This window comes from Streptomyces sp. BK208, from assembly GCF_004364245.1.
Classification (GTDB): Bacteria; Actinomycetota; Actinomycetes; order Streptomycetales; family Streptomycetaceae; genus Streptomyces.
The window spans coordinates 122,926-140,655 of sequence record NZ_SOAV01000009.1 but is presented as its reverse complement, the minus strand read 5'-3'; the positions used below and the strand labels follow the sequence as shown (position 1 = coordinate 140,655).

The 17,730-nt window shown below is 72.0% G+C and carries 15 protein-coding genes and 1 pseudogene; 5 read left to right on the top strand and 11 right to left on the bottom strand.

Annotation, left to right across the window (positions count from 1 at the left end; genetic code table 11):
- Complete coding sequence (locus EV562_RS22640) at positions 1-1,860, top strand: prolyl oligopeptidase family serine peptidase (RefSeq protein WP_208298401.1); 1,860 nt, start codon at positions 1-3, stop codon at positions 1,858-1,860.
- Positions 1,861-1,956: 96 nt separating this feature from the next.
- On the opposite strand, the gene EV562_RS22635 is transcribed toward EV562_RS22640, so the two are convergent.
- From EV562_RS22635 to EV562_RS22620, 4 genes are all read right to left on the bottom strand, one after another.
- Complete coding sequence (locus EV562_RS22635) at positions 1,957-3,894, bottom strand: NAD-binding protein (RefSeq protein WP_133888853.1); 1,938 nt, start codon at positions 3,892-3,894, stop codon at positions 1,957-1,959.
- A gap of 486 nt (positions 3,895-4,380) precedes the next feature.
- The gene (locus EV562_RS22630; RefSeq protein ID WP_133888657.1) at positions 4,381-5,463 is read right to left on the bottom strand and encodes a helix-turn-helix domain-containing protein; all 1,083 of its coding nucleotides are present in this window, start codon (positions 5,461-5,463) and stop codon (positions 4,381-4,383) included.
- Positions 5,464-5,619: 156 nt separating this feature from the next.
- On the bottom strand, positions 5,620-5,931 hold the full coding sequence (locus EV562_RS22625; RefSeq protein WP_133888656.1) for a zinc ribbon domain-containing protein: 312 nt from the start codon (positions 5,929-5,931) through the stop codon (positions 5,620-5,622).
- 230 nt (positions 5,932-6,161) lie between these two features.
- Positions 6,162-7,070 (bottom strand): endonuclease/exonuclease/phosphatase family protein, encoded by a 909-nt coding sequence (locus EV562_RS22620; RefSeq protein ID WP_243860138.1) that lies wholly within the window; start codon positions 7,068-7,070, stop codon positions 6,162-6,164.
- A 309-nt stretch (positions 7,071-7,379) separates the two neighbouring features.
- On the opposite strand from EV562_RS22620, the gene EV562_RS22615 reads away from it, so the two are divergent.
- Together EV562_RS22615 and EV562_RS22610 are read left to right on the top strand one after the other, a co-directional pair.
- Positions 7,380-8,075: a response regulator transcription factor gene (locus EV562_RS22615; protein ID WP_133888654.1), complete on the top strand. Its 696-nt coding sequence runs from the start codon at positions 7,380-7,382 to the stop codon at positions 8,073-8,075.
- A 10-nt stretch (positions 8,076-8,085) separates the two neighbouring features.
- Positions 8,086-9,189, top strand: coding sequence for a HAMP domain-containing sensor histidine kinase (locus tag EV562_RS22610; RefSeq protein ID WP_279588510.1), 1,104 nt, complete (start codon positions 8,086-8,088; stop codon positions 9,187-9,189).
- A gap of 98 nt (positions 9,190-9,287) precedes the next feature.
- On the opposite strand, the gene EV562_RS22605 is transcribed toward EV562_RS22610, so the two are convergent.
- The 5 genes and pseudogenes from EV562_RS22605 to EV562_RS22585 form a co-directional block, all read right to left on the bottom strand.
- Complete coding sequence (locus EV562_RS22605; protein WP_166661949.1) at positions 9,288-9,860, bottom strand: SLATT domain-containing protein; 573 nt, start codon at positions 9,858-9,860, stop codon at positions 9,288-9,290.
- Between the two features lie 10 nt (positions 9,861-9,870).
- Positions 9,871-10,215 (bottom strand): annotated as a pseudogene (locus EV562_RS22600) (GNAT family N-acetyltransferase); the annotation flags it as partial.
- Positions 10,216-10,317: 102 nt separating this feature from the next.
- Entirely contained in the window at positions 10,318-11,622 is a 1,305-nt protein-coding gene (locus tag EV562_RS22595) for a replication-associated recombination protein A (protein WP_133888650.1), read from the bottom strand.
- A gap of 86 nt (positions 11,623-11,708) precedes the next feature.
- Positions 11,709-12,077, bottom strand: a complete 369-nt coding sequence (locus EV562_RS22590) for an MmcQ/YjbR family DNA-binding protein (RefSeq protein WP_133888649.1) — start codon at positions 12,075-12,077, stop codon at positions 11,709-11,711.
- Positions 12,074-12,469 (bottom strand): MmcQ/YjbR family DNA-binding protein, encoded by a 396-nt coding sequence (locus EV562_RS22585; RefSeq protein WP_133888648.1) that lies wholly within the window; start codon positions 12,467-12,469, stop codon positions 12,074-12,076. Before EV562_RS22585 ends, EV562_RS22590 begins: the two co-directional genes overlap by 4 nt.
- A gap of 114 nt (positions 12,470-12,583) precedes the next feature.
- Between EV562_RS22585 and EV562_RS22580 the strand changes: the two genes are divergently transcribed.
- Positions 12,584-13,519, top strand: a complete 936-nt coding sequence (locus EV562_RS22580; protein ID WP_133888647.1) for an AraC family transcriptional regulator — start codon at positions 12,584-12,586, stop codon at positions 13,517-13,519.
- A 30-nt stretch (positions 13,520-13,549) separates the two neighbouring features.
- Here the strand turns inward: EV562_RS22580 and EV562_RS22575 are convergent, their stop codons facing one another.
- The gene (locus EV562_RS22575; RefSeq protein WP_133888646.1) at positions 13,550-14,572 is read right to left on the bottom strand and encodes a zinc-binding dehydrogenase; all 1,023 of its coding nucleotides are present in this window, start codon (positions 14,570-14,572) and stop codon (positions 13,550-13,552) included.
- Between the two features lie 63 nt (positions 14,573-14,635).
- Entirely contained in the window at positions 14,636-16,072 is a 1,437-nt protein-coding gene (locus EV562_RS22570) for a carboxylesterase family protein (RefSeq protein ID WP_133888645.1), read from the bottom strand.
- 633 nt (positions 16,073-16,705) lie between these two features.
- On the opposite strand from EV562_RS22570, the gene EV562_RS22565 reads away from it, so the two are divergent.
- Complete coding sequence (locus EV562_RS22565; RefSeq protein ID WP_133888644.1) at positions 16,706-17,197, top strand: ImmA/IrrE family metallo-endopeptidase; 492 nt, start codon at positions 16,706-16,708, stop codon at positions 17,195-17,197.
- Positions 17,198-17,730 lie beyond the last annotated feature (533 nt).

Genomic DNA, 17,730 nt, shown 5'->3' with positions numbered 1-17,730 from the left:
ATGACTGAGAGCAACGGGTCCGTACCGCCGGACAGGGACGTGGACGCGGACGAGCGGGGCGCGGCCGAGCGGCGGACGCGGGACGGGCAGCTGCCCGACTGGGAGAAGCGGTTCCGCGCGCCGAGGGTGTCGCTGCCCGACTGGGCCGAGGACGCCCCGGACCGCTCCCTGTTCGTGTCGAACGCGACGGGGACGTACGAGCTGTACGCGTGGGACCGCGCCGGCGGCGAGCAGCGCCAGGTCACGGACCGTCCCAACGGCACCACGGACGGAGTGCTCGCGCCCGACGGGCAGTGGATCTGGTGGTTCGACGACAAGGACGGCGACGAGTTCGGCGTCTGGCGCCGCCAGCCCTTCGCGGGCGGCGAGGACGAGCCGGCCGTGCCGGGCCTCGACCCCTCCTACCCGGCGGGCCTGGCCCTCGGCCGGGACGGGCGCACGGCGGTGATCGGCCGCTCCACGGACGAGGACGGCACGACGATCCACCTCGCGTACGCGGGCGGCCCCCCGGCGGAGATCTACCGGCACCGTGAGTCCGCGGGCGTCGGCGATCTCTCCCACGACGGCTCCCTCATCGCGATCGAGCACACCGAGCACGGCGACGCCATGCACTCGGCGCTGCGCGTCCTGCGCCCCGACGGAAGCACGGTCGCCGAGCTGGACGACACCCGGGGCGGCGAGGAGGAGCTGGGCCTCGAGGTCCTGGGCTTCGCGCCCGTCGACGGCGACACCCGCCTGCTCATCGGCCACCAGCGCCGGGGCCGCTGGGAGCCCCTGGTGTGGGACGTGGCGACGGGGGAGCAGACCGACCTCGCCCTGGAGCTGCCGGGCGACGTGAGCGCGGAGTGGTATCCGGACGGCTCCGGGCTGCTGATCGTGCACGGCTTCGAGGCCCGCAGCGAGCTGTTCCGGTACGACTTCGCCGAGCGCGGGCTGACGGAGATCGAGACCCCGCCCGGCACCGTCTCCGGCGCCACGGCCCGCCCCGACGGGAGCGTGGAGTACCTGTGGTCCTCGGCCGCCGAGCCGCCGGCCGTCCGCTCCACCACCGGGCGCGTCGTCCTGGACCCGCCCGGCATGAAGTCGCCCCGCTCGGTCCCGGTGGAGGACGTGTGGGTGGACGGGCCCGGAGGCCGCATCCACGCCCTGGTCCAGAAGCCGGCCGGGGCGGCCGGTCCGCTCCCGACGGTCTTCGACATCCACGGCGGGCCGACCTGGCACGACAGCGACGCCTTCGCCGCGGGCCCGGCCGCCTGGGTCGACCACGGATACGCGGTGGTCCGCGTCAACTACCGGGGTTCCACCGGGTACGGCCGCGCGTGGACCGACGCCCTCAAGCACCGGGTGGGCCTCATCGAGCTGGAGGACATCGCGGCGGTGCGGGAATGGGCGGTCGCCTCGGGCCTCGCCGACCCCGAGCGCCTGATCCTCACCGGCGGCTCCTGGGGCGGGTACCTCACCCTGCTCGGCATCGGCACCCAGCCCGAGGCGTGGGCGCTGGGCATCGCGGCGGTGCCGGTCGCCGACTACGTCACCGCGTACCACGACGAGATGGAGGGCCTCAAGGCTCTCGACCGCACCCTGCTGGGCGGCACCCCGGAGGAGGTCCCCGAGCGCTTCGAGGCGTCCTCCCCGCTGACCTACGTCGACGCGGTCAAGGCCCCGGTGTACATCTCCGCCGGGGTCAACGACCCGCGCTGCCCGATCCGCCAGGTCGAGAACTACGTCAAGCGGCTGGAGGCCAGGGGAGCCGTCCACGAGGTCTACCGCTACGACGCGGGCCACGGCTCCCTGGTCGTCGACGAACGCATCAAGCAGGTCTCCCTGGAACTCGACTTCGCCAGGAGGCACTTGCCGTAACGCCGGTCTCTCGGCCGGCCGAGCCGGGTGGTGGGCGGGCACGGGCGGGGGGTCCAGGGGGCGGAGTCCCCTGGACGGGTCGTGGGGGCGGTGCCCCTACACGTCCGCCCCCCGCCGCGCCCGCCGCCCCAGCAACTCCGCCAGCCCCCGCCGCGTGGCCGCCAGCACCACCCGGTCCGAGCCCCGCAGGACGTACGTGTCGGGCAGCTCCCACACCAACCGCGACCCACGTCCCGCCGCCCCCTCGGGAGCCGCGCCCCCCGCCCGCTCCCCGTCCAGGACACCGTCGGAGACCTCGAGCGCCAGCACCCGCCACGCCCCCGCCCGGAACGCCTCCCCGACCGTCTTCCCCTCCAGCTGCGGATGCCCCGCCACCCTCAGTGCGGCGAACAGCAGCACCCGCCGCTCGACGGGGATCGCCCCCAGGATCTGGCGGCCCATCATCGCCCCGGCGAACGACGGCGCCGCCAGGTGCGTCACGCTGCGGCTCCGGGTGAGCGCGAAGGGGTGCGCGGCCCGCAGGGTGCGGTACACGGCGGTCGCGAAGTCGTCGTCGTACAGCCGCAGTACCACCCGCAGCCGCGACCGTACGGACCGCGCGTACAGCACCGCCTCCAGGTTCGTCGTGTCCACGCTGGTCAGGGCGAGCAGGGAGTGCGCGCGGTGGATCTTGGCGGCCTCCAGGACGCCCTCCTGGGTGACGTCGCCGAGCACCACCGGCACCCGCAGCCGCCGCGCGGTCGCCATGCCCCGTGCCTCGGGGTCGGCCTCGACGCACACCACGGGGATGTTCATCTCCCGCAGCCGGGTCAGGACCCGCGTGCCGATCTTGCCGAGACCCAGCAGCACGACGTGCCCGCCGAGCCCGCGCGGGGGCTTGCGCAGGGCCGAGGCGCTGCGGAAGGTGCCGAGGGCCTCCAGCACGGCCGCGAGCAGGACGGGCAGCAGCAGGAGCCCGACGAACCCGGAGAGGAGCTGGAGGATCTGACGGCCGGAGTCCTTGTTGTGGGCGGGCTCGTTGATGGAGAACAGGTCGAGCAGCGTCACGTAGGTGGCGTGCAGCGGATGGTCCCCGGTGACCACCATCAGCGCCACGGCGAGCGCGACCACGCACGCGCCCAGACCGGCCAGCGACCACCGCAGTCGCCGCGAGAACAGTTCGCCGAAGGCGGGCACCCCGGCCCGCCCGGCGGACAGCGAAGGACCGGAGTACGACACCTGCTCCAGGACGACGGTCCCGCGTCCGGTGGCCGCCCTCACCGCCGCCGCGTCGGGCAGCAGTTGCGGCCCCTGCGCGCCGCTGTTCTCCGAACCGTCCGCGCCGGCCGGGTCGTTGCTCGTCGCGGACAGCAGCGCGAGGGTGCACAGTCCCGGGTCGGCCACCTCGCCCGGGCGGGGCGGGTCGCGTTCGACGGCGCGCAGCAGGATGCCGTCCGTCTCGACGACCTTGCTGGTGCCGACGAGGGCGGTGGCCGCCAGCGCGGGCGCGGCGGTGTCGGCGTCGGACAGCACGGTCGTCGACCCCTCGCCGCCGCCGGGCCCCGCCCCGGCACCGGTCCGGCCGCCGGGCCCGGAATCCGGTGCGGTACCGTCACCGGTCGCCAACGCGGCCGTCTGGTCGAGGAGTTCCTCGATGTGCTGGCCCAGGCGCCGGTTGTACAGGCGCAGGACCAGCCGCAGCCGGGGGTTGAGCCGCCGCGCGGTCAGGGCGGCGCGGATGTTGGTCTCGTCGTCGTCGTACACGAGGGCCAGCGCGGTGGCCCGCTCCACACCGGCCTCGGCGAGCACGTCCTCGGTCGGCTCGGTGGCCTCCACCGCGCGGCCCGGCCCGACCGGATCGCCGTTGCCCGTCCGGTTGACGGCCGCGCTGACCCGGTCGAGGAGCGCCGCCGAGGCGGCGCGGGCCCGTCCGACCACCGGCTGCCGCACCCGGCGTACGGAGGGTGGGACGACGAGAGTGACCTGTTCGCGGTAGACGCCGCGCAGTTCGGCGGCCAGCCGGTGCGCCAGCCCGTCGTCGCCGCACACCACCATGTGCGCGTAACCGTCGCCCTGCGGAAGCTGGTTCGGAACGTTCCCCGTATGAGTCCCCATTGGGGCAAGGACAGCACAGGCACCCGGTGCGGTTCCAGGGGGCGCCGGAAGAGAGCGAAGGCGGCATCGAAGACGCCTGAAAGCTGCCGGAACCCGGCAGTGACGCGCTGCCGCGCCCCGTGGCACGATCCCTCTCACCGAAGCTCGGCGACGGGCGGGCGGGGGACGGCACGCAGGGCCCGGCTTCTCGGACCGGGCCGCACGGGGGGCGTGCCGCCCGCCCTGTCGCTGGACTTCGGCGGACCGCGCGAGCGGGCGCCCGACGGCGTTGCGCCGGGGGGTGCCGAGGGCCTGCCGACGACGCTGTGCCGGAGGACTGCCGACGGCGCCGCGCCGGGGACGCCGAGGGCCGCCGAGGGCGCTGTGCTGCCCGAGGACTGCCGACGGCGCCGCGCCGGGCGCGACGGGGGACTGCCGAGGGGGCGGCTACAGCTCCTGCGCGGGCCACTGGAGCAGACGGGCCCCGATGACCGCGGTCTGCAGCGTGTAGCGGTGCACCGGATCGGACGGGTTCGCCCCGGTCAGCTGGTGGATGCGGTCCAGCCGGTAGGTCAGCGCCCGCACGCTGAGCGCGAGCCGCCGGGCGGCCTCGGCCGCGGTGCAGCCGGCGTCGAAGTACACCTCCAGGGTCCGCAGCAGCGGCTCCGCACCGCCACGGGCCCCGCGCAGCGGGCCCAGCGCGCTCAGCACCAGGTCGGCCATCGCCTGCCGGTCCCGGGCGAGGACCGGGTAGACCAGCATGTCCGCGGCGCGCACCACGGGCTCGTCCAGGCTCAGCCGGTCGGCGAGTTCGAGGGTGCTGAGCGCCTCCTCGTAGCTGTGCACCACCCCGCCCGCGCCGCTCCGGGGGCGGCCGATGGCCACCCTGCTGCCGTCCGTGGCGGCGAAGGCCTGCTTGGCGAAGAAGGACAGGACGTCGTCCTGGTCGCCGGGCGCGATGCAGATCAACTGCCCGTTCTTGGTGGTGATCAGGACCCGCCGGTCACCGAACCGGGAGATGAGCGCGGTCTCCACGGTCCGGGTGACCGGGGCGGTGTCGTCGTACGCCTCGGGGCCCTCGGCCACCGCGACGGCGTGGGCACGGGAGAGGACGAGCCCGAAACGCTCGGCCCGTTCGGCGAGGCGGCCCAGATCGCTGCGCCCGTAGAGCAGGTCGTCGATGAACTCCCGCCGCGCGGCCTCTTCCTGGCGTACGGCGAGCCGCTGCGCGCGTTCGTACCCGTCGGCGAAGGCGTCCACGGCCTGGGCGACGGCGGCGAGCACGGTGCCGGTGCCGTCCAGGCCGGAGGACGCCGGCCCGACACGGGGCCAGGAGGTGCGCGTGGCGTCGAGGTGGAGCCGTACGAGACTGCGCAGACTGTGCCCCGCCTCCGCCGCCCGCTCACCGAGGAGCCGCCGCTCCTCCAGCTCGTCGCGGGTGGGCCGGCGGCCCGTGTCGGCGACCCCCGCGAGGATCTCGGCATACCCGGTCAGGTATGCCTCCGGCTCGTCCGTCCGCAGGTCCGTCACCCCGCACCTCCCCTGCCGCTCACGCCCGGTGCGCGGTGTACGACTGTGCGAGGGTAGTCAGCGCTGCCGGAAAGCGGCAACGCTGCCGGAAAGCGGCAACGCGCACGTCGGGCGGCAGCCACCGGGCCCCGCCGCCCCGCGACTGGGCCCGCGTGCTCACGGCCGCTGGTACGGCTGCTGCCCCGACGGCCCGTACGCCTGGCCGCCGGACCCCGGGAAGCCGCCCTGGCCGCCGGTCTCCTGCGCCTGGAGCTGCTCCGCCTGTTCCTTGGTCACCTGCTGTTCGACGCCGCAGAACGTGCACTGCATCGCGTACTTCGTGGAGAAGGGGAACAGCGGCACGAAGAACAGCGTGAACTTCGTGACGCGCTTCCTGAGCGTGTGCGCGGAGGGGTTCCCGCACCGGCTGCACACCAGCGTCAGTATCGCGAGCTGGTAGAGATATCCCTTGGTGCCAAAAATGATCATGAGCTGGGTCCTTCCCGGTCGGCCCCCCGCGAGCGCGCAGGACACGTAGATCCTCTCCCAGATTGCGCCGGAACGGACCACGAGGGCCACCCGCGGGACCGTGGGTCACGGCGGCCGATCTCCGGTCGACGTAGTCGGCAGACGTGAGCCCGCACCCCGGGCAGGGACTTCCTGCCCGGGGGCACCTCGTCGCAGGGCGGCGGCGCCCGGCCGTGCGAAGCCCGCGAGGCTCACCAGTCGACTCCGGCCGCGACCGGCAGGTGGTCGCTGCCGGTGGCGGGCAGCACCCACGAACCGGCCGGTTCCACGCCGCGCACCAGGATCTGGTCGATCCGCGCCACCGGGAACTTCGCCGGCCAGCTGAAGCCGAAGCCGTCCCCGGCCGCGTCCTGGGCCGAGTGCAGCCTCGAGGTGATGCCCGCCAGCGCGCGGTCGTCCAGGGTGCCGTTCAGGTCGCCGAGCAGCACCACGCGCTCGCTCCGGTCGGCGGCGAGTACCTCACCGAGCGCCTGTGCGTTCCGGTCGCGCGAGCCCGTCCAGAACCCGGACCCGGGGTTCAGCCGTACGGAGCCCAGGTGGACCGCGTACACCGCCAGCGGGCCCCGCTCCGTCGCCACCGTGGTGCGCAGCGCCCGGTCCCCGGCCGCCCTGACGTCGGCCGGTTTCGTGGCGGCCAGCGGCCCGACGTCCGTCGCGATGTCGACCGGCCGCGTGTCCGACAACGGCAGCCTGCTCCACACCCCGACCGTGCCCCGCACCGCGTGGTACGGGTACCGCTCCGCCAGCTCCGCCTCGTACACGCCCCGGTCCTGAGCGGTGATCTCCTCCAGGGCCAGCACGTCGGCGCCGGACGCGGCCAGGTCGCGGGCGGTGCCGGCCGGGTCCGGATTGTCGGCGCCGACGTTGTGGCTCACCAGGGTGAGGTCGCCGCCCGGGCGGGACTTGTCGACCAGCAGCCCGCCGAACAGGCTCAGCCACACCGTGACCGGCAGCACCAGCGCGAGCACCGCGGCGGGCGCCCGGCGCCACACCGCCCCCGCCGCCAGCACCGGGACGAGGAGCCCGAACCACGGCAGGAAGGTCTCGACCAGGCTGCCGGCGTTCCCCCACCGGTTCGGGACGTACGCGTGCAGCAGCATGACCAGGCCCAGCACCAGCGCCGCCCCGGTGAGCACCGGCGCACGCTTCCAGAGCCCGGCGCGGCCCGCTCCGCGCAGCACCCGCCGCGGCAGCGCGCGGACCAGGGACGCCGGTGCGGGTGTGGGGGTGGGTGTGGGCACGGGGGCGGGCGCAGGGGCAGGAGCCGGGGCAGGGGCAGGGGCGGACGTCGGCGGTGTGGAGGTCGGTCGTGTCGGAGACATGCCGTCAGTGAAGGGAAGACCCCGTTGCACCGGCGTATGCGCTTTTCGATACGCCCACGACACGTGCCGGCTCGTAACCTCGACGGCATGCGTGTGCTGATCGTCGAGGACGAGCCCTATCTGGCGGAGGCCATCCGCGACGGCCTGCGCCTGGAAGCGATCGCTGCGGACATCGCGGGCGACGGCGACACGGCCCTGCACCTCCTGGGGGTCAACGCCTACGACATCGCCGTCCTCGACCGCGACATCCCCGGCCCGTCCGGTGACGAGGTCGCCCGTCGCATCGTCGCCTCCGGCAGCGGCATGCCGATCCTCATGCTCACCGCGGCCGACCGCCTCGACGACAAGGCCTCCGGCTTCGGACTCGGCGCGGACGACTACCTGACCAAGCCCTTCGACCTGCGGGAACTCGCCCTCAGACTCCGTGCGCTCGACCGCAGGCGCGCCCACAGCAGGCCCCCCGTACGGGAGATCGCCGGTCTGCGCGTCGACCCGTTCCGCAGGGAGGTCTACCGGGACGGCCGCTACGTCGCCCTGACCAGGAAGCAGTTCGCGGTGCTCGACGTGCTGGTCGCCGCCGAGGGCGGTGTCGTCAGCGCCGAGGAACTCCTGGAGCGCGCGTGGGACGAGCACGCCGACCCGTTCACCAACGCCGTCCGCATCACCGTGTCGGCCCTGCGCAAGCGCCTCGGCGAACCCTGGATCATCGCCACCGTGCCGGGCGTCGGTTACCGCATCGACACCCCGCCCGCCGACGGGCACGACGGCGGCGACCGTGCCTAGACCTTCCGGCATGAGCGTCCGCCTCAAACTCACCCTCAGCTACGCGGGTTTCCTCATGCTCGCGGGCGCCCTGCTGCTCGCGGCCGTGGGAGTGTTCCTCGTACGGCAGGGGTGGCTGATCACCAATGAACGGGGAGCGGTGAGAGCGACCCCGGGCACGGTCTTCCTCCGCAGCTTCGCCCCGACGGCGGTCGCGGTCATGGCGTTCCTGCTGGTCTTCGGCCTGCTGGGCGGATGGTTCCTCGCCGGACGGATGCTCGCCCCCCTGGACCGGATCACCCACGCCACCCGCACGGCGCAGACCGGATCGCTCTCCCACCGGATCCGGATGCCGGGCCGCAGGGACGAGTTCCGGGAACTGGCCGACGCCTTCGACACCATGCTCGACCGCCTGGAAGCCCACGTGGCCGCACAGCAGCGTTTCGCGGCCAACGCCTCGCACGAACTGCGCACCCCGCTGGCCGTCTCCAGGACCCTCCTCGACGTGGCCCGCACCGACCCCGACCAGGACACCGGCGAGATCATCGAGCGCCTGCACGCCGTCAACACCCGGGCGATCGACCTCACCGAGTCCCTGCTCCTGCTCAGCCGCGCGGGACAGCGCTCCTTCACCCGGGAGCACGTCGACCTGTCCCTCCTCGCGGAAGAGGCCGCCGAGACCCTGCTCCCCCTGGCGGAGCGGAACGGCATCACCCTCGAAACCGCCGGTGACGTGACCCCCGCCCTGGGCTCACCGGCCCTCCTCCTCCAACTGACCGCGAACCTCGTCCACAACGCGATCGTCCACAACCTCCCCGAACGTGGCTGGGTCCGGATCCATGCCGCCCCGGGCCCCCGCACCGCGCTGCTCACCGTCGAGAACACCGGCGACCCGATCAGCCCCGCCCAGGCGACGACCCTCACCGAACCGTTCCAGCGCGGCACGGAACGCGTCCACACCGACCACGCGGGCACCGGCCTGGGCCTGGCCATCGTCGCCACCATCACCGAGGCCCACGACGGCACCCTCACCGTCGCCCCCCGCCCCGAGGGCGGCCTCCGCGTCACGGTGGCACTGCCGACGGGCCCGGAGAGTCCCGCGGGCGGTCAGGGCCCGGGAAGGATCTCTACCTAGCGGCAGTCCCGCAGGCTGCCGGGGCCGTGGCCGTCGGCGGGACCCGCGGAGCGGTACGAGGGCTGTCGCCGGCCGGGCGGCCACGGGCGGCGCCGTCGTCACTCCTGCGAGCGTTCGGCGGGCGCCGAGAGGGACGGGTACGGGGCTCCGGCCAGCGGAGTCCGGCTCAGGCTGCCCCAGTTGCTGGCGTCCTGGCTCAGCGTCGCGTCGAGCAGCTCCATCGCTTCCCGGGCGATGAGCTGCCGGTCGTCGCCCGCCGCTTCCCGGCGCTCGACGTTCCGGATGACGCGCTGGAGTTCCGCGAGTATCAGACTCCGCTGCTGCCACAGCTCGTGGTGGCGCATGAGACCGCTCCACGCCGAGATCACACCGACGATGCCCGCGACACCGGTACTCGCCAGCCCGAGCCAGGGGGCGTAGGACCTCCAGGCCGCGACGGCCACACCGAGCACGGCGATCAGTCCGTTCAGGGCCGCGATCCCCACGGTGGTCCGGCGGGCCTTCTTCTTCATCAGCTCGCGCGTGCGGGTGTATTCCTTCCTGAAATGCGTCAGGTAGTGGGTCGTCACCCCGAGCGCGTCCGACCCGGCAGGCGGCGGCTCCATCGGCCGCATACCGGTGAACTTCTGCGCCACGTCCGCCTGTTGCTCCGCCCCACCCCGCTGTCCCATACCGCCGAGCCTAGGGCGTGCCCTCCGGCACGGCAGCGCCGGCAGCCGCATTCCGAACCTGGGAATTCTCGGCAGCACCCGCCCTCACCCCGGGCGGCCGCATCATGAAGACGTCGATCGAGTCCTGGGACTCCACGACGAAACCGTGGCGCTCGTAGAGCCGGCGGGCGGCACTGCCCTGCAGGACGTTCAGCCCCACGGTCATGCCCTGCGCGTCCGTTCGCTCCAGTACGGAGCGCAGCACGGCGGACCCCAGCCCTCGGCCCTGCCGGTCCGGAGCGAGGTAGAAGTGCTCCAGCCACTGCCTGCCCTCGACGGGCCGGACCGTGACGCAACCGGCCGGCTCACCGTCGATCACTCTCTTGCCTCCTGCGACCTGCGAATCTCAACATGGCGTCGGATCCGACTTCCCCCGCCACCGACCGCGAGATTCTGGCCCGCCGCCCACGCGTCCACGTCAGCCGCTGCGTCGACGAGCGCGCAAGGCGGCCCAGTGGCGTAGGCGCTCGGTGAGCTGGGCTTCGTAGCCGTTGCGGGTGGGCTGGTAGTACGTCTCGCGGTCCATACCGTCGGGGAAGTAGTCGGCGCCGGAGAAGCCGTCGGTGGTGTCGGGGTCGTACTGGTAGTCCTTGCCGTAGCCGAGGTCTTTCATCAGCCGGGTCGGGGCGTTGAGGATGTGGGCGGGCGGCATAAGGGAGCCGGTGCGGCGGACGGCGCGGTGCGCGGCGATGAGGCCGCGGTGGACGGCGATGGATTTGGGGGCGGTGGCGAGGTGGACGACGGCCTGGGCGATCGCCAGTTCGCCCTCGGGAGAGCCGAGGCGCTCGTACACGTCCCAGGCGGCAAGGGCCTGCTGGACGGCGTGCGGGTCGGCCATGCCGATGTCCTCGTTCGCGAAGCGGACCAGACGGCGGGCTACGAACAGGGGGTCCTCGCCGCCGTCGAGCATGCGGGCGAGCCAGTACAGGGCCGCGTCCGGGTCGGAGCCGCGCATCGACTTGTGCAGCGCGGAGATCAGGTTGTAGTGGCCCTCCTGCGCCTTGTCGTACAGCGGGGCACGCTGCTGGATGTGGTGGGCGAGCGCGGCGGTGTCCAGGGGGGTGCCGGTGTCCGGGAGGGCCTGGAGCTGTTCGGCTGTGTTGAGGAGGTAGCGGCCGTCGCCGTCGGCCATGGCGATCAAGGCGCTGCGCGCGTCGTCGTCCAGGGGCAGCCGGTGTCCGATGAGCTGCTCGGCGCGGTCGAGGAGTGTGGACAGGGCAGTTTCGTCGAGGCGTTTGAGGACGAGGACCTGGGTGCGGGAGAGCAGGGCGCCGTTGAGTTCGAAGCTCGGGTTCTCGGTGGTGGCGCCGATCAGGGTGATCGTGCCGTCCTCGACGTAGGGCAGGAAGCTGTCCTGCTGGGCGCGGTTGAAGCGGTGGATCTCGTCGACGAACAGCAGGGTGCCCTGGCCGATGGTGCGCCGGCTGCGGGCGGCGGCGAAGACCTTCCGCAGTTCGGCCACGCCGGAGAAGGTGGCCGACACCGGTTCGAAGGCCAGGTTGCTGCTGTCCGCGAGGAGGCGGGCGATGGTCGTCTTTCCGACGCCGGGCGGGCCCCACAGTATGGCGGAGCCGAGACGCTGCTGGGCGACCATGCGGCCCAGCGGGGCGTCCTGGGCCAGGATGTGGTCCTGCCCGACGACGTCTTCCAGCCGGGTAGGGCGCAGGCGGTAGGCGAGTGGCCGGGCGGGCTCCTCGTCGAAGAGCGGCAGGGTCGGTTCCATCGGTCTCTCGCGTCGAAGGTGTCGTGTGCGGATGCGGCGGGCGTGGCACGGCCGCTGGGGAGCGAGGGCTCAGGCGCTCGTGGTGCTCATCGAGCATCAGGGCGGTCGCGTCGCGGCAGCCGTTCGACGGCCAGGTCGTAGGAATCCTCGACCGCGTCTGTGACCAGCCGCTCGGTGATGCCGGGGCCTGGTCCGAGTGAGATCCAGTGCCGTTTGTCGAGGTAGCGGCCCGGTGTGATCGTGGCGTAGCGGCGAACTTGCGCGCGGGCGTGTTCGGGTTCGCACTTGACCGTGATGATCTGTTCGTCCGGGTCGTCGGTGACGATCAGGAACACCTTGCCCGCGACCTTGTACACGTCAAGGTGCTTGGTGAACGGGTAGCCGTGGTCTGTTCCGGGCAGCGCGAGGGCCGCCTGACGGACGGTGTCCTGGAGCCGGTCGCCGGCCGCGCTCACCGGGCCGCCCGCGTGGTGCTGCCGTAGGTGTGCGGGTCGACGGGGCGCTCGGCCTTGGGGAGACGGGAGACGACGAGCCGGTAGGACTCGGTGACGAGCTCTCCGACGAGTTCCTTGTCGACGCCGTCACCGCCCTCCAGCGTGATCCAGTGCTTCTTGTTCATGTGGTAGCCGGGGGTGATGTGGCTGTTGTGTTCCCGCAGGTCGAGGGCCTCGCCGGGGTCCGCTTTGAGGATCACCACGGGACGCCCCGGCACCTCGGTCATCAGCATGAACACCTTGCCGCGTACCTTGAAGACCTCCCAGTCGTCGCCGAAGGGATGCTCCAGCTGGGCTCCGGGGAGTCCCTCCGCATGATCGGCGGCGGTCTTGTACAGGGTCGATCCGTTCATGGGCGTTGCCTTCCTCGGGTGGCTGCGGCAGGGACGTCGGATGTCTCGGCGGTCGCGCCGGCACGTCCCATCCTTCCCTCGAAGCCGACAAAAAGGGCGGTAGGCTGCGGACACGTGATGGTCGACAAGCGACACCCGAGCCCGAGCGGCCAGGCCGGACCGGCCGAGGTCCCGCTGTACGGTTTCCAGCCCCCGGTCGGCACTCCGTACGGCCTTGAGGTAAGTACCGTCGAGGACTTCTTCGCCCAGCACGACGACTGGCCGTGGAACCCGCCCCGTCCGGGCCGTGCCACCTTCCACTACCTCATCGCGGTCACCGAGGGTGAGCTGCAGCACGACGTCGACCACGTCACGCGGACGGTGACGCCCGGCCAGTGGTTGTGGGTGCGTCCCGGACACGTGCAGTGCTGGCATCCGCCCGGCGCCGCCCGCGGCCCGTTCATCCTGTTCGAGCCGGATGTGCTGAGGCCCGAAATCGCGCGTCTCCTGGCACCGCTCACCGCGCACGACGCCCCTGCCGTGCTCAGCCCGCACCCCGACGACGCCGCCTGGCTCCAGCAGACGGCCCTGCAGCTCCTGGACGAACACCGGGCCCTCGGGCGCCGCCCTCTCGATGTCCACCACGCCCTGCGGCGCAACCTGCTCGAATCGCTGCTGCTGCGCCTCGCGGGCGCCGCTGGCATCACCCCCGCGGGCGCGGCGACGGCCGGAACGGGCCGTGGTGACACCTACGGGCGGTTCGTGGATGCCCTGGAGCTGCGCTTCCGCGAACTGCACCGGGCCGCGGACTACGCCGAGCTGCTCGGCTGCTCGGTCCGCACCCTCAGCCGCGCTGCCCGGGAGGCCACCGGCAAGGGGGTGCGGGAGCTCATCGACGAGCGGCGCCTCCTCGAAGCCCGGCGTCTGCTGGGAGATGCCCGGTGGGACGCCCGCGCTGTGGCCGCTCACCTCGGTTTCACCGATCCCGCGAACTTCGGGCGCTTCTTCCGCGACCGCACCGGCATCCCGCCGGCCGCGTTCGCGGCCCGGGAGGACGTGACAGGGCCGTGAGCGGAGTGCGGCGCCCCGATGGTCCGATTCTCAGTCGTCCAGGACGACGACGTGCTTGCCCGGGGTGGTGCCGGACTCGAGGTCGGCCTGGGCGTCACGGACCTGTTCCAGGCCGTGGTAGACCTTGGCGACCGGGACCTTGAGGCGCCCTTCGGTGATGGCCTGGAGCTGGTGGGCGAAGACGTCGGCCGGCAGGTCGGCGGCCTCGCCTGCGTAGCTGGTCAGCCGCACCCCGCTGGGGATCATGAACGGGGTGAAGTCGGGGATCGTCCACTGGCCCGCCAGGGCTCCGGTGAAGCAGACGGTGCCGTGGCGGCGGACGGTGCGGAGGGTGTCGGCGAGGACCGAGCAGCCCACCAGTTCCAGTGCGGCGTCGACACCGTCCGGCAGCAGCTCGCGCACCTGGTCGGCGAGGGTGCCGTTGTCGACGAGGGGATGGTCGACGCCCACGGCCCGCAGTTCCCCTGCCCGGTCCGGGCTGCGGGTGGTGGACAGCACGGTGGCTCCCAGGTCCTTCGCGATCGTGGCCGCGCTCAGCCCGACCGTGGAGGTGCCGCCGCGGATCAGCAGTGTCTGCCCCGCTCGCAGGCCCAGGCCCGTGGCGAGGGAGCCGTACGCGGTCTGGAACATCTCCGGCAGCGCGCCGGCGAGGTCCCACGGCAGGCTGGTGTCGAACGGGATGACCTGCGCCGCGGGGACGGTCACGTACTGGGCGTACGAGCCGTCGTACGAGCGGCCCATGTTGCCCATCATGGTCGCCACATGCTGGCCTGGCCGCAGTCCGCTGTCCTCGTCGGCCTCGTCGACCACGCCGACGCCCTCGATGCCGGGAACGCGCGGGTAGGTGACCTCCGCATCTGACTCGCCCTTGCGGGTGGTGACCTCGGACTCGTTGACGCCGAACGCCTTCACCCGGATCCGCACCCAGCGGGGCTTGCGGACGGGCACCGGCACTTCCTTGATCTCCAGTGCGTCGAGGCCGCCGGGCCGGGTGACGACGACGGCCCGCATCGTCGCCTGTACGGCGTCGCCGGCTGCTGTTGATTGGCTCATGCCGAGTTCCTCACTCTGTTTCGCCCTCTGGGTGCGCTGTTCCGGATGGCGACCCGGAAGTCGTCAGGGGCGTTCGATGCCCTCCCACAGGTCGAGGACCTGCTGGTAGTGCGCGGTGCCCTCGAAGGGGGAGTTGCCGACGGTTTCCGCGGTGGGCTTGTCCGTGACGGCGGGCCACAGGCGGGAGTGCTCGCCGGTGGCGAAGTCGAGCACGATGTCGCGGATCCGGGTGTCGCGCTCGGCCTGTTCGGCGCTGCGGCCCGGCTGCTCTTGGCCGACCAGGGCATACATCTCGGTGCCGTGTACGGCGGGCGCGCCCTCGGCGGGGCCGATCACCAGAAGGTGTGCGTTGCCGCCCGCGGCGGCGTGGGCCAGGGCGCCGCGGGCGGCGGGGATCGCGAAGAGGTAGTCCGCCATGACTGCGGCGCGGACCTCGGCCGGGGTACGGCCGCCCTGGTCATAGGTATCGACGATCTTCTTGGCGCGGGAGCGGGAAATGCGCCACCCCGCGACCTCGTCGACGACGCGGTCGATCGTCTGCGGGTCGAACCGGTCGAGGTCGTTCGCCACCCACCAGCCCATGTCGTCGCTGGCCATGCTCAGCAGCACGTCGACGTCGCGGCGCGCGCCCGAGGCCAGGACGTCCAGGGGGTGAGCGTGTACCACCGCGCCTGGCTGTCCGATGTCCAGGACGACGCCGGTGGCCTGGTTGTCCACCCCGCCGCGGACGCCGAGGTCCGTCGGAAGGACCTTGCGCAGGGCGTCCCGCAGGGGGAGCGGGTCGAGGTCGAGCAGCTTCTCCGGGTTGTCCGCGACGCCGAGCTCGGTGACGAACCGGTGCGCGAGCTCCTCGGCCCACCAGGCCGGAATCGAGCGGGCGGGTCCGCCGGAGAACCCGGCCAGACGCCGGTACAGACCGTCGGCGGAAGAGGCGCCGAGCAGACCGTAGGAGGTATAGGCGCCGCCGCTGTGGCCGTAGACGGTGACGTTGTCGGGGTCGCCCCCGAAGTGGGCGATGTTCCGCTGGATCCAGGTGAGTGCGGCGATGACGTCCTGGAGGAAGAGGTTGCTGGCCTCGGCGAGCTTCCCGCCGTACTGCGAGAGTGAGAGCGGGCCCAAGGCGCCGAGCCGGTAGTTGATGGACACGCCCACCACGCGCCCCGTCGCGGCGAGGCCGGCGGCGTTCGAGGTGATCTGCGTGTTCGCGCCGTACTCGAATCCGCCGCCGTGGATGTACACGGTCACCGGGAGCGCTTTGCCGGCCGGCTGCTCGGGGGCCCATACGTTCAGGTTCAGGCAGTCCTCGCCCATCCCGCTGTCCGCTTCGAGCCAGTCGCCGCTGTCGGGCTGGATGGAGACGACGCCCTTGCGGTCATAAGGGAGGTTCGGATCGAACTCAGCGACCACGGGGCGGCGGTACCGCTCGGCGGTGGCGTACGGGATCCCCCACCAGGACCGCACCCCTGGTGCAGTCGGAGCCTTGGGTGCGGTGGCGGTCATGACATGTCCTTCCGGCGCGGTTCGGGTGATGTGCGAGGGGGCGTCGGCGGGTGATTGCTCGCCGTGGCGCTCTCCCATCCTTCCCCGGGATCCGACAAATCGCCCGGCGGGCAGCGGTCACCCGATGGTCACCAGGTGACACTTTGACGCTCCTCTTCTTCGTCATTCGCAGCTCTTGCGGCCGCTTGTCACAGACGGCACTCCGCTGTAGCCGCCGCCCAGCACCGTCCGGGGAAATTGCGTCCGCCCCACGACCACCGAAACGGCCGGACCGGCAATGCGTCTTCGAACCTGACCGTCGCGCGGTCCAGCAACGGACGGCGCTGCTTACTCCCGCGTTTGTCGTCGACACGACACCTCGGCAGGCGGGGCAGTGCTCTCCACTCCTGTCGATACCGGCATTCGGCGCCGCAGCGTGATCACCCCTCCGACTGGATTTCCTGTCGGGCAAGCCGAGACGACTGAGTTCGTTGCCAAACGCCTCGATCGGATGTCAAAGGACGGGTTCGCTTGGGACAGACAGGACAGATCGGATCGCAACCTCACGCCGCAGGCTGCGGAAGCCCTCGAAGCTCTGATCACTGTCGCCTACAACCAGTTGGTGAACGATCAGCCGGAGTAGGGGAGCTCCCTATGTCGTTGCGTCATGGCTTCAAGGCTGAAGCCAACCGTCTCGCGGTGCAGATGCGGAAGGAGTTGGGGCTCCATCCCGCGTCGCCACTCGCACCCGCCCGACTCGCCGAACACTTGGCGTTCCCGGTCAAGACTTTCAGCTCGGCGATAGCCCATGACGCACGGATCGGTCGACTCCTCGCCGACGAGCGGGAAGCCGTGAGTGCTTTGACCGTCCCCGCGGCGTCGCGGCGAGAGATCTGGGTGAACGACTCTCACGATCCGGGGCGGCAGAACAGCTCAGCCGATCACGAAAACGCGTATGCGCTCCTGATGCACCCACCCGGACCTGCGCTCGACCTTCACGGTTGTAGGCACTGGGATGGAGTGATCGAAGAGGAGGCCGACTGGCTGGCCGGCAGTCTCCTCATCACCAACGAAGCGGCGTGGTCCATCGCCAGGCGCACCCTGCGGAAGCAATGCTCCAGTACGGAGTTACAAGAAGCATGTTGACATGGCGCATGAACATGAGTGGTGCGCGCGGGCGGCGTATCCGATCGGCCAGTTGAATCGATAAGCGCTGGCCCGTTGGGCTGCGCGCAGCCTCTACGCGTTCGCTGCCGGGCGCTCTGTGACACGGTCATCCGGAGTGACCGGTTCGCGGTTGTGCACGGGACCACGATGCTGTGACCCGGTGATCGAGTGGCGTGGCTACAGCGGCTTGGGAGACCCCGACCAAGATCTTCTCTCAGATTTCTCCCCGACGATCTCCGGAGACGCAGCAAGGGCCTGACCCTCAGAGAGAGTCAGGCCCTTGACCTGCTGTTTCAGCTGTCGGGGTGGCGGGATTTGAACCCACGACCTCTTCGTCCCGAATGAGGTTCGGCTACCACCCCTGCCAGCATGAATCCTGTTTGCCCTGGTCAGGTGGGTGGTCTCGCTTGGTCTCACGCCGTATGGAACGGGCTTGGGGAGCGGGTCGGCTCCCAAACGGCTCCCACAGCGTTTCCTACCCCAGCTCGGGCGAGGACCTTCACGCCGGCAAC